The sequence below is a fragment of the Pseudomonas sp. KK18 genome (assembly GCF_037094675.1).
In the GTDB taxonomy this organism is placed as follows: domain Bacteria; phylum Pseudomonadota; class Gammaproteobacteria; order Pseudomonadales; family Pseudomonadaceae; genus Aquipseudomonas.
Window position 1 is genome coordinate 6,124,914 of record NZ_CP146605.1, and the last position, 11,681, is coordinate 6,136,594.

An 11,681-nucleotide genomic window follows, 5' to 3' on the forward strand; every position below is an offset into this window, starting at 1 on the left:
CACAAAAAAGGGCGCCGTGCATTGATTGCACGGCGCCCTTTTTATTGACTACAGGTTACTGGTACTGCTGGTACGGGTTGCCCTGGAACTGGTTGTTCTGTTGTGGCGCCTGTTGCTGCTGGGCGGCCGGCTGACCGTACTGCTGGCCTGGGATCGGACCCAGGTTGACCTCTACACGACGGTTCTGGGCACGACCATTGACGTCGGCGTTGCTGGCGATCGGGTTATCCGGGCCGGCACCGCGGGCACTCAGGTTGGTCGGGCTGACACCTTGGGAGGTCAGGTAATTGGCCACGCTCTGCGCACGACGCTGGGACAGGTCCATGTTGAGCTGACGGCTGCCGGTGCTGTCGGTGTAGCCAACGATCTGGATGGTGTTCTGGTTGAACTGCTTCAGCGAGTTCGCCAGGTTGTTCAGCGGCGTGTAGAAGCTGCTGGAAATCGCATCCGAGTTGGTGGCGAAGGTGATGTTACCCGGCATGATCAGCTTGATCTGGTCGCCCTGGCGCTGCACTTCGACACCGGTGTTGGCCATGCTGGCACGCAGTTTCTTTTCCTGCTGGTCGGCGTAGTAGCCGTAGCCCGCACCACCGATACCGGCGACGGCAGCGCCGATCAACGCACCCTTGCCGCGGTTGTTGTGGTCGATGGCTGCACCCGCCAACGCACCAGCCAGGGCGCCCAGGCCACCATACTTGGCGGTGTTGCTCACACCGGAAGAGCCACCACCCTGTGCCTGGCTGCCGTCATAAGGATTAGGTGAAGCGCAGCCCGACAACAGGGCTACGGCAGTAGCAACAACAAGCAGACGACGAGAAGTGAACATGAAGGAAGCTCCTACTTTTGCATTCGGTGATGCAGAGGACATTGGCATTGGACCTGTGCCGAGCTTGGAACACGACAAACGGTAAAAATTCCATCTCCACACAAGCCCGGCCACACTCAAACCCTAGCAGAGACTTCCTGAACGGTGATTGTCATTTTCTCTATATGTTTCGTCTGATAGTTGCCACTTGGTATCCGAAAAACTACCCACATTTTGCTTCACGCGCGGACAAACGGATTCTCACGCATTTCATCTCCCAGGCGCGTGTCCGGACCGTGCCCTGTCACCACCACCGCCGCCTCATCCAGGGTGTAGAGCCGTTGCTTGATCGAGCGCACGATGGTCGCCTGGTCACCGCCCCACAAATCCGTACGGCCCACGCCGCGCCGAAACAGGGTGTCGCCGGCAATCAGCAACTTCGCATCGGCGAACCAGAAACTCATCGAGCCGGGTGTGTGTCCAGGTGTATGCAAGGCAACCCCGCAACCACAGGCCAGCTCTTCTTCATCCTCCAGCCAACGATCCGGCGACGGCACTGGCGTGTAAGGCACGCGGAACATCTGGCACTGCATTTCCAGGTTGTCCCACAGAAACTGGTCTTCCTTGTGCAGGTGCAGGGTAGCGCCGGTTTTTTCCTTCAACTGCCCGGAGGCCAGGAAGTGATCGAGATGGGCGTGGGTGTGAATAATGCTGACCACTTTCAGGCCCAGCGCATCGAGGCGCGCCAGGATCAGCTCATGGTTGCCGCCCGGGTCGACGACGATGGCTTTTTTGGTGACGGGGTCGCCGATGATCGTGCAGTTGCACTGCAACGGGCCTACCGGGAACGTTTCGCGGATCAGCGCGGGAGACTGAATATTCATGGGTATTCCTGCAAATTCAAAGGCAAACTCTTTTGTACTGCATTCCGGCGCACAGTATGTTCGACCCTGCACCCGATCCGAAAGCGCTCGCGAGCGCACGGCTGTCAAACCCGGCAACTGCTAAGCTACTCTGGCGCCAGTCATACAACGCGCAACGTATAGCGCATGGAGTGGGACTTATGGCGACCCTCAGCCCATTGATCATCTGCGAACACTGCGATTGCGTGTACGAAAAAGTCGCGCTCGCCAAACATCAGAAGACCCTTTGCACCCGCTGCGCAGGCGTACTCCAGCGTTATAACGGGCTGTCGGTGGAACAACGCCTGGCCCTGACCCTGACCGCCACCGTGCTGTGGATTTTCGCCAACTTCTACCCGGTGATGAGCATCAGCCTGCAAGGCCTGAAAAGCAGCGCCACGTTATGGGATTCGGTGGTCGCACTGGCCCAGGGCCCGATCACCTTCATCGCGCTGGTGGCGGCGATTTCCATCATCATCGCGCCGGTGTTCCAGTTGCTGCTGTTGATCTGGGTGCTGGGCTTTGCGATGAAGGGCCAACGCTCGCCGGCGTTCAAGCTGTGCATGCGCTGGCTCGAAGCGCTTCGGCCCTGGAGCATGCTCGAAGTCTGCCTGCTGGGCGCCATGGTGGCGGTGTTCAAACTCGCCGGCATGCTGGATGTGTTGCCCGGCACCGGCCTGTTTGCCCTGGCCGCTCTCAGCCTGTTGCTGATCCGCATTGCCGGGCGTGATATTCGCGACCTGTGGGACATTTTATGAGCCGTCCACCGACCGCCAGCGAACTGAACCTGTGCCTGTGCCACAGCTGCGGCCAGGCTTGCGACGTCAGCACCGCGCCCGACGAATGCGAGCGTTGCGGCGCGCCGCTGCACCGGCGCAAGGTCCATTCGCTGACCCGTACCTGGGCCTATATGCTGACGGCGCTGGCGTTTTACGTGCCCGCCAACTTACTGCCGGTGATGAACACCTCGATGCTCGGCTCGGGCGCCGACAGCACCATCATGAGCGGCGTGCTGGAGTTCTGGCAGCACGGCGCCTGGGACATCGCCCTGATCATTTTCATCGCCAGCATCGCGGTGCCGGGTATCAAGTTCGTCGCATTGACGTTGCTGCTGGTCACCGTGCAGCGCAATAACCAGTGGGCGCGCAAGGAGCGCTCGAAGCTGTTTCGCTTCGTCGAAGTGATTGGCTACTGGTCGATGCTGGATGTGATCGTGGTGGCCTTGGTGGCCGCCCTGGTGCGGTTCCAGGCCCTGGGCACCATCGAGCCGCGCCTGGGCATTCTGTTCTTTGGCCTGGTGGTGGTTTTCACCATGCTCTCGGCAATGAGTTTCGACCCGCGCCTGATCTGGGAAAACCCACACAACGAGGAGATGCCGGATGGCGTCGCAAACCACTGACAAACCGCAGCCTGCGGGCTCGCCTGCGATCAAGACGCGGCGCTTCAGCGTCTCGCTGGTGTGGATCGTGCCGATTGTCGCGGTGCTGGTGGGCATTTCGCTGGTGGTGCACAGCATCCTTCAGCAAGGGCCGAGCATTACCATTACCTTCAAGACCGGCAGCGGCCTGACCGCCAACAAGACCGACGTGAAATACCGCAACGTGGTGATCGGCCAGGTGACTGATGTGGAGTTGAGCGACGATCAGAAAAGCGTCAACGCCACGATCAAACTGTCCAAACAGGCTGAAAGCTTCACCCGTGAAGACTCGCAGTTCTGGGTGGTGCGCCCACGTATCGGCGCCGGTGGCGTTTCCGGTATCGACACGCTGCTCTCCGGGGATTACATCGGCGCCGATATCGGCCAGTCCGATACCCGCGCCAACCGGTTCACCGGCCTGGAAAACCCGCCGCCCATTACCTATGGCGAACCGGGCAAGCGCTTCACGCTGCACACCCAGGATCTGGGTTCGCTGGATATCGGCTCCCCCGTGTACTACCGCAAGATTCCCGTTGGCCAGGTGGTGGCCTATGCCCTGGACGCTGATGGCAAGGGCGTGAACATCGACGTGTTCGTGCATGCACCCAATGACGCCTACGTCACCGAGAACACCCGGTTCTGGAACGCCAGCGGGATTGATGTGAGTGTCGGCGCCAACGGGTTTGCGCTGAAAACCGAATCCTTGTCGTCCATGCTGGTGGGCGGCATCGCCTTCCTCGCCCCGCCCTACAGCCCCAACGACAAGCCGGCCGACGAAGAACACTCCTATGAACTGTTCGCCGACCAGCAAACCGCGCTGGCCCCGCCCAATGGCAAGGCGCAATACCTGAACCTGCGGTTCGACCAGGCCTTGCGCGGGCTTACGGTGGGTGCGCCAGTGGAGTTCCTGGGTATCGAATTCGGCAAAGTGGTGTCGATCAACCTGGATTTCGACGAGAAAAAACGCAGCTTCCCGGTCAACGTCGGCATCGTGATCTACCCGCAGCGTCTCGGCGAAGCCAACACCAAAATGCTCACGGTCTTGAAGCATGACCCCAACGACGAAGCTGGCGGTGTGCGCCTGATAGGCAGCTTCATCGAACACGGCCTGCGCGCCCAGGCCCGCAGCGGCAACCTGCTCACTGGCCAGCTCTATATCGCCCTGGACTTCTTCCCCAAGGCCGACAAAGTCGTGTTTGACCCGAACCTGCGCCCCGTCAGTATTCCGACCATCCCCGGCAACCTGGAACAACTGCAGGAAAAACTCGAAGGCATCGTCAACAAGATCAACCAGCTGCCGATCGAGCGAATTGCCGGCAACCTCGACGGCAGCCTGGTGGAACTGCGCAAGGGTCTCGGCCAGTTCAACGCCAAGACACTGCCGGGGGTGCAAAACACGCTGGCCGACGTGAGTAAAACCCTGCAATCCGCCAGTTCGACCCTGGCCGAGGATTCGCCGCAACGGGAACAGTTGACCCAGACCCTGGACGAACTGAGCCGCATGTCGCGCTCCCTGCGAGAGCTGTCGGACTACCTGGCACGCCATCCCGAATCGCTGATTCGCGGTCGCCCCGACAACGCCGCGCCCTCCGACCTGCAAGGGCCACCGCGCAAATGACCACAGGAGCAACCACCATGGCTTTGCCGCTGAAGATCACGCTGCTCACCGGGTTGCTGCTGCTGACGGCGTGCCGCAGTGAGCCCATTCAATTTCATACCCTGACGCCGGTGCAGCGCAGCAATGCGTCATTGGCCGCGGGGGGCGAGATCCGGATTGAAAGCATCACGGTCCCGCCACAGGTCGACCGGCCGCAGATTGTCATCCGCCAGGGTGACAGCGGCGTGGCCATTCTCGAGACGCAATGGTGGGCTGCCAGCCTGGTGGATGAGTTGCGCAGCGCGCTGGTGGATCAACTCGCCAGCAGCCGGAAAAACCTGGCGGTGCGCATTGAGGTCCAGCGCTTTGACTCGATCCCCGGGCAGTACGCCCTGCTCGACGTCAAATGGCGGCTTCGCCAGACGGGCACGGACGAACGCACGCCGCTGACGTGTCGCACGGTGGTGCAGTCGCCATCCGGCCCGACCATTGATGACCTGGTGATCGCGCAGCAAAACAACGTCAAGCGGTTTGCCGCGCTGCTCAGCCAGGCCGCCGACAAGTCACCGAGTGAATGCCCGCCCGCGAATCTACCCTAACAACCCCATCTCCTGAGCGCGCGCCACCGCCTGGGTGCGTCGCTCCACTCCCAACTTGCTGTTGATATGGCTGGCGTGGGTTTTCACGGTGTGCAGGGAGATAAACAGCTGATTGCTGATTTCCTGGTTCGAGCAACCCTGGGCGATCAAGTGCAGCACTGCCAGCTCGCGGGTGCTCAGGGTTTCAAGGGTGTGTGGGGCTTCCACCACCGCAACATTCGGCAAGCGTGCCAGCAGGCTTTGGTTCAGCAGGCCATGGGGATCCCGCGACAGCTGCTCCCGCGTCCAGTCGGGGTAACGCTCCAGCAAGCGCTGGAAAGGTTGCATCGCGCCACCGGCAGCCGCTTCGAGTGCGCGGGCAAACACCGGGCGGGCCTGGGCTTCCTGGCCACCGTCCAGCAGTAACAGTGCCTGCTGGGTCAGCGCCATCAGGCTGATCATCTGCCGGCCGCTGTTATGGGCCTGGCGTGCCAGTTCATCGAGCCGTTGCAGTGAAGCCGCCGGCTGATGACGGATGGCGTCGAGTGCCGCCTGTTGCAACTCGATATGTTGCGGCAGGTGCGGGTGGAACTCCGGTGCGGCAGCGGCCTGCTCACCGTTGTAGGTTTGCCCCAGCCGCGTCAGCCAGGCATCGGCCAGGTCGGTGCGGCCCTGAGCCAGCCAAAGCTCGCATTTGACCAGGGTGATCATCGCCAGATAGAAAATCGGCGGCACGTCCCAGATATGCATCAAGCGCTCGGCCTCGGCCAGTTCGGCAAAGGCCACGGAGAAGTCGCCACGGCGACCTTCGAAGCTGGCGATCACACAGTGGCCGATCAACACGCTGATATCCCGACAGGCTCGCGCCTCCGTCAATCCGGCACGCAGCCGAGCGAGCCCGGCTTCAGGCTGGCAGCGCATCAGCAGCAAATAGCCTTCGTACAACGCCAGGCGCGCGCGCACTGCGTACAGGCGTTGCGGCGCCAGGCCTTGCAAACGTTGCAGGCCCTGGCGCACCTCATCCAGCGACCGCAGGATCTCGCCACGGGCCTGCAGTACACGGGCTCGGTCGTAATGGGCCAGCGCTTCAAACAATGGATTGCCGACCCGCTGCGCCAACTCCAGGGATTCGCGGTTCAGGCCGCGGGCGCGCCACAGGTCGGCGTCGACAATGGCCAGGTTGGACAGGGTCGACAGGCACATCAACCGCTGGCCATAGCGTTTGTGCGGCAGGCTTTCCAGGGCCTCGCTGCAATACGACTGGGTCAGCTCACGATCACCACGGCCCCGGGCAATAATCCCGCTGAGGGCCAGCCATTGCGCCAGCATCGACTTTTGCGCGGTGGCCGACGGGGCCGGTAAAAAACGGCTGAGGTGGCTGGCCAGTTCCTGCGCCGCATCCAGCTGGCAGGCCAGGCCCAACGCCCAGCTGTAGAGCACGATCAGGCGTGGCGTACTCATCAGCAAACTGTCGGGCAAGTCCATTTTCCAGCGCAGCAGCATGCCGACATTCTGCTCCGCCAGCAGTTGCTCTTCGGACAGGTTCTGCACCAGGTTTGCCGCCACATCCAGGTGGCCCGCACGCAGCGCCTGCTCCACTGCCTCGTCGATCAAGCCCTGGGCATTGAACCAGCGGCAGGCCCGCAGGTGCAGGCTGGCTGCCGGCAACACGGCATTGCTCGCGCGCCGGGTGCGCAGCAGGTCGGAAAACAGATGGTGATAACGGTACCAGTGGCCCTGTTCGTCCAGCGGCACCAGGAATACCTGGTGGGCTTGCAGGTAGCGCAGGATTTCCGTGCTGTCGTGGGCCTCGCGCACGGCGTCGCACAGCTCGCTGCAAAAGCGCTCCTGGGACGCGGTGTCGTAGAGGAACGCCTGGACTTCCGAGGGCAGGCAGTCGATGACCTCTTCGAGCAGGTAATCGCGGATCAGCCCTTCCCCGCCGTGCAAACCCTGGGGCAGCGTACCTTCGCTGCCGGCCTCGGAAGCCGCCAGCAGCCAGAAACGCAGGCCGGCCACCCAGCCTTCGCTGCGCCGGATCAGGTTATCCAGGGCTTCACCACGCAATGAACTGCTGTGGCGATCCAGCAGCGCCAGGGATTCGCCGTGAGTCAGGCGCAGGTCCTGCTCGTGCAGTTCCAGCAAATGCCGGGACAGGCGCAGTCGGGCCAGGTGCCAGTCGGGACGCTGGCGGCTGGTGACCAGCACCAGCAGGCCGTCGGGCAGGTGATTGAGGAAAAATTGCAGGCAGCGGTCGAGTACCGGGCCCTGGGCCAGATGGTAGTCATCCAGCACCAGCAACAGCGGCGCCTGGGTCGACAGGTGCACCGTCAGTTCATCCAGCAGGCCGTCGAGCCATTCTTCAAAGGCGAAGGGTTGGTGACGCTGGCGCATTTTCAGCAGGCCCAGGGATTGGGCGCCCAACTGCGGGAAGTATTGCTGCAAGCCATCGAGCAGGCGTTCAAGAAAACGTCCCGGGTCGTTGTCCCGGGGACTTAGCCCCAACCACAAGCTTTGCCAGTGGGCCGGCAGGCTCTGGCAGAACTCCACCGCCAGCGAACTCTTGCCGAACCCGGCCGGGGCGCTGACCAGCAACAGACGCCCGGCCAACCCTTCGCTCAGCCGTTCGCACAGGCGCGGTCGCAACACATAGCCGTCAGGCAGTGGGGGTCGATAGAAGCGCCCTTCCAGGGTCGGAATCACCGCACTGGCAGGCCCTTGAATTCGGGACAGATCAGTCATCGCCGGGCTCTTGTAGAAGGCTGTTGTCGGCATTGCAGATGTCCGCAGACTAGCGGTAAAAGCGGCAGCTTTGTAGATCTTTGCAACATTTGTCTGAAAAAGACTACAACAAAAAATATCCGGACTTCTTCTGTAACGACCGACACTCTGTGGCGAGGGAGCTTGCTCCCGCCGGAGTGCGCAGCGCTCCCGTTTTTGGGGCTGCTACGCATCCCTGCGGGAGCAAGCTCCCTCGCCACAGTGGTCGCGCAAAAAAAAGCCCCGAACCAGTCGGGGCTTCTTCGAGGATGCGGCCTCGTTTACAGCAAGTTAGCGAACACCATCCTGGCGCAGGGCCGCCGGGGTGAAGTCGCTGGTGGTGGCGGTGAAGCCGAAGTCATAGGCCTGTTTCTCTTCGTTCTTCATGCCCAGGGCCAGGTAGCGGCCGGACTGCAGGTCGTAGAGGGTTTCGAGGGCGTACCACGGCACTTGCTTGTCGTAGTAGTTCTCGGCATGGGCTTCAGCCACGCGCCACAGCTGGCCACGACCGTCGTAGTGGTCGATGACCGCGGCTTGCCAGGTGTCTTCGTCGATGAAGAAATCACGCTTGGCGTAAATGTGGCGCTGGCCTTCCTTCAGGGTTGCAACCACATGCCACACACGGCGCAGCTCGTAGCGCGCCAGGTCCTGATTGATGTGGCCGGCCTTGATGATGTCGACATACTTGAGCTTCGGATCGTCAAGCTTGTAGCTGTTTTCGGCGATGTACAGTTCCTTCTTGCCTTCCAGTTTCCAGTCGTAGCGGTCCGGTGCACCGTTGAACATGTCGAGGTTGTCGGAGGTACGCAGGCCGTCCGCGGCGGTACCCGGGCCGTCATACGACACTTGCGGTGCCCGGCGCACACGACGCTGGCCGGCGTTGTAGACCCACGCCGAACGCGGCTCTTTCACCTGGTCGAGGGTTTCGTGCACCAGCAGCACACCACCGGCCAGACGTGCCGGCGCAGTCACTTGCTGCTTGAAGTAGAACAGGATGTTGCCCGGGTTTTTCGGGTCGTAGTCCTTCATCTTGTCGCGGAACACGAACTGATCACGGAAATACACCAGGCTGAACGAGCCGTTGGTTTGCGGCGTGGCCTGGGTCACCAGGCGGGTCACGCTGCCGCCGCGATAGCGGGTGATGTGGTTCCAGATCACTTCAACGCCGCTTTTCGGAATCGGGAACGGTACGGCGGTTTCAAAGTTTTCCAGGCCGTTGCCGCCGGACACCAGGTTGGTGCTGGTGGCGTTTTTCTTGATGGCGGCGAACACATCAGCCGGCACCGTGGCGCCGCGATGGGTCGGGTAGACCGGCATCTTGAAGGTGTCGGGGTAGCGCTTGAACATCGCGTACTGCCCCGGCGCCAGCTTGTCCTTGTACTGCTCGACGTTCTGCGCGGTGATGGTGAATTGCGGTTGTTCGCTGGCGTACGGGTTGGCCAGGAAGCCACGGGCATCCACGGCACCGGCGTTGGTGGGCAGCGGCGACCATTTAGGGATGGTGCCGGCCGCGTTACCGGCCATTTCAGCGCCCATCGGGGTCAGGGTCGTGCCGAGCTTGGCGGCTTCATCCGCCGAGACCGCCGCCATGACGCTACCCGCCATGATCGACAGCCCCAGCACACCCACCTGCAACAGATTTTTAGTTATTTTCATGTTCTGGTTCTTCCTTAAAACATACTGCTTAAAGAGAGTGTGCTTAGAAGTTCACGCCAGCGCTCAAGGCGATAAAGTCACGGTCATCCACCGTGGTGAATTTGCCGCCAAAGAAGTTGGTGTAGTTGAGGCTGACGGTGTAGGTGTTCTGGTACTCGGCATCGACACCCAGGCTGACGGCCTTGCGCCCCTCTTCAAAGTTGCCGCCAGGACCTGGCGAGTAGCCTTTGACGTCATGGGACCACGCCACGTTGGGCTTGAGGTTTACACCGGCGAAGACGTCCGGGTACTCCCAGATGGCACGAGCGCGATAGCCCCAGGAGGTGGCCGTGGTGTAGCCGTCGTTGTTGCAGTTGGTGTTCAGGCCAGCGGCGTTCGGCAGACCGGCGCCGTTGGCCGTCGAGTTGTTAAGGGCGTTACAGAACCCGCCTGGCAGCGTGCCAGGACCGAAGACCGGATCTCGGCCATAACGTGCGTCGGATTTGCTTTCCAGGCCACCGACGTGGGTCACGCCAATTTCACCGACCGTGGTCAAACGACTGGCGCCCATGACCTGATCAAAGAAGTGCGTAAAGGTGGTCTGGAACTGCGTCACTTCCTTGCGATTGTAGCCATGCAGATCCTGGCCTGGCGTGCCCTTCAGCACCGAGGCATTCCCGTAGCCCGGAATCGGCGTGACACCCGCATAAAGAATGTCGGTGGTGCTGAGCTGTACTGGGGCATTTGGCCGATAGCTCAACTCACCGCTCCAGGCAGTACCGGTAGGCAGCGTGGTGGAGAAGCTCAAGCCGTAAAGACGAATGTCTTCAGGGTATTCGATGAAGTAATTGGAACTGCCCGCAACAATCAACGGCCGCAGTGCACCCAAAGGCCCCAGAGGCCGCGTGTAGGCCGAGGCTGGAGCGCCTTGAGCACTGAAGATCGGCGCACGGCTGTGGTAGTTCATGAAGTAGGCGCCGAATTCGGTATCCAGCGGCTCGAAGTTGTAGTGCATCGCCACGCCGAACTGGCCGCTGTCGCGGGCGTCACGGTCCGGCCCACGGCGCACCAGCACACCTTCGTTGTTCACATCCACGCCCAGGGCGTTGAGGGTAGGCAGTGCAGCGCCTGGAATGGTCGAGCGCTTGTTCAGCACCCGCAGGTTGTTGTTACAACCATCGGAAACCACATCCGGCTGCGAGAAGAACGTCCCGCAGTTGTCGGTCACCGTCTGGTCCCACTCCAACTGATAGAACGCTTCTGCCGACAAGTTATCGGTCAGCGTCTGCGACACATAGAACATGTTGACCGGGATCAGGCCTTCCTTGATCTCGGCCCCGGGACGACGGAATGCGGACACGTCGATCGGGTTGATGGAGTTGATACCGCCACCAATAAAGGTACTTTCACCCCAACTCACCACCTGCTTGCCGAACCGCACGTTACCTGGCAGATCAGCAATGGTGTAGTTGTGATAGATGAATGCATCGAGAATCTGCCCGCCAGAAGACTTGGCGCCCTCTTTGCGGTTGTTGTTGCTGACATTCTTGAAGTCCAGGTCTTCGTTTTGCAGCGCGAAGTCATACCAGTACTTGCCCCGGACAAACACGCCGGTGTCGCCGTATTTCAACTCAAGGTCATGAATGCCTTTGAAGATCTTCGAGAAGGAATCACCTTTGTCGAAGTTCAGGTGACCGTCATCCGAGGTTTGCGACAACCCCCTGCCACCGTTGTTGGCACCGATCAGGTCTTTATTGCGACCCGCCGTCGACCAACTGGCCCCGACCGACAGGGACGAGTCAAAGCTGCCTTCGATTTCACCGATGTTGAAACTGACGCCGAATGCAGGCCCGGCGAGCGTAGAGGCGAGGCTGACGGCCAAGGGCAGTTTTGCCCGGCGCCAGAACTGGTGTGCTGAGATCATCGACGCTACTCCATGTGCATTATTGTTATGGCAGTGAGTCGTTTCCAAGGGCTTGTAACGGCC

General features: G+C 61.2%; 9 protein-coding genes. 4 read left to right on the plus strand and 5 right to left on the minus strand.

Annotated elements, in window-relative coordinates; genetic code table 11:
* Positions 1-55 precede the first annotated feature (55 nt).
* Positions 56-826 (minus strand): OmpA family protein, encoded by a 771-nt coding sequence (locus V6607_RS27760; RefSeq protein WP_032899265.1) that lies wholly within the window; start codon positions 824-826, stop codon positions 56-58.
* 218 nt (positions 827-1,044) lie between these two features.
* The gene (locus V6607_RS27765) at positions 1,045-1,689 is read right to left on the minus strand and encodes an MBL fold metallo-hydrolase (protein WP_003216184.1); all 645 of its coding nucleotides are present in this window, start codon (positions 1,687-1,689) and stop codon (positions 1,045-1,047) included.
* A gap of 179 nt (positions 1,690-1,868) precedes the next feature.
* Here V6607_RS27765 and V6607_RS27770 point away from each other — a divergent pair, with 179 nt between their 5' ends.
* The 4 genes from V6607_RS27770 to V6607_RS27785 are packed head-to-tail and all read left to right on the plus strand — an operon-like array spanning position 1,869 to position 5,320.
* Positions 1,869-2,465, plus strand: coding sequence for a paraquat-inducible protein A (locus V6607_RS27770; protein ID WP_008434242.1), 597 nt, complete (start codon positions 1,869-1,871; stop codon positions 2,463-2,465).
* Entirely contained in the window at positions 2,462-3,106 is a 645-nt protein-coding gene (locus V6607_RS27775; RefSeq protein WP_003216181.1) for a paraquat-inducible protein A, read from the plus strand. The genes V6607_RS27770 and V6607_RS27775 overlap by 4 nt, the downstream gene beginning before the upstream one ends.
* Positions 3,087-4,742: an MlaD family protein gene (locus tag V6607_RS27780; RefSeq protein WP_003216179.1), complete on the plus strand. Its 1,656-nt coding sequence runs from the start codon at positions 3,087-3,089 to the stop codon at positions 4,740-4,742. The genes V6607_RS27775 and V6607_RS27780 overlap by 20 nt, the downstream gene beginning before the upstream one ends.
* 17 nt (positions 4,743-4,759) lie before the next feature.
* Entirely contained in the window at positions 4,760-5,320 is a 561-nt protein-coding gene (locus V6607_RS27785; RefSeq protein WP_134327309.1) for a PqiC family protein, read from the plus strand.
* Here V6607_RS27785 and V6607_RS27790 read toward each other — a convergent pair.
* From V6607_RS27790 to V6607_RS27800, 3 genes are all read right to left on the minus strand, one after another.
* The gene (locus V6607_RS27790) at positions 5,312-8,041 is read right to left on the minus strand and encodes a LuxR C-terminal-related transcriptional regulator (protein WP_134327310.1); all 2,730 of its coding nucleotides are present in this window, start codon (positions 8,039-8,041) and stop codon (positions 5,312-5,314) included. The two genes, V6607_RS27785 and V6607_RS27790, sit on opposite strands and share 9 nt — an antisense overlap.
* Before the next feature lie 309 nt (positions 8,042-8,350).
* Positions 8,351-9,715, minus strand: a complete 1,365-nt coding sequence (locus V6607_RS27795) for a DUF1329 domain-containing protein (RefSeq protein ID WP_008434250.1) — start codon at positions 9,713-9,715, stop codon at positions 8,351-8,353.
* Positions 9,716-9,758: 43 nt separating this feature from the next.
* Positions 9,759-11,618: a DUF1302 domain-containing protein gene (locus V6607_RS27800; protein ID WP_008434252.1), complete on the minus strand. Its 1,860-nt coding sequence runs from the start codon at positions 11,616-11,618 to the stop codon at positions 9,759-9,761.
* Between the last annotated feature and the right edge of the window lie 63 nt (positions 11,619-11,681).

Bases quoted from the DNA above. Each gene is read 5' to 3' on its own strand.
- V6607_RS27790 (WP_134327310.1), bottom strand. From the start codon at position 8,041: ATGACTGATCTGTCCCGAATTCAAGGGCCTGCCAGTGCGGTGATTCCG.
- V6607_RS27795 (WP_008434250.1), bottom strand. From the start codon at position 9,715: ATGAAAATAACTAAAAATCTGTTGCAGGTGGGTGTGCTGGGGCTGTCG.
- V6607_RS27800 (WP_008434252.1), bottom strand. From the start codon at position 11,618: ATGATCTCAGCACACCAGTTCTGGCGCCGGGCAAAACTGCCCTTGGCC.
- V6607_RS27780 (WP_003216179.1), top strand. From the start codon at position 3,087: ATGGCGTCGCAAACCACTGACAAACCGCAGCCTGCGGGCTCGCCTGCG.
- V6607_RS27775 (WP_003216181.1), top strand. From the start codon at position 2,462: ATGAGCCGTCCACCGACCGCCAGCGAACTGAACCTGTGCCTGTGCCAC.
- V6607_RS27765 (WP_003216184.1), bottom strand. From the start codon at position 1,689: ATGAATATTCAGTCTCCCGCGCTGATCCGCGAAACGTTCCCGGTAGGC.
- V6607_RS27785 (WP_134327309.1), top strand. From the start codon at position 4,760: ATGGCTTTGCCGCTGAAGATCACGCTGCTCACCGGGTTGCTGCTGCTG.
- V6607_RS27760 (WP_032899265.1), bottom strand. From the start codon at position 826: ATGTTCACTTCTCGTCGTCTGCTTGTTGTTGCTACTGCCGTAGCCCTG.
- V6607_RS27770 (WP_008434242.1), top strand. From the start codon at position 1,869: ATGGCGACCCTCAGCCCATTGATCATCTGCGAACACTGCGATTGCGTG.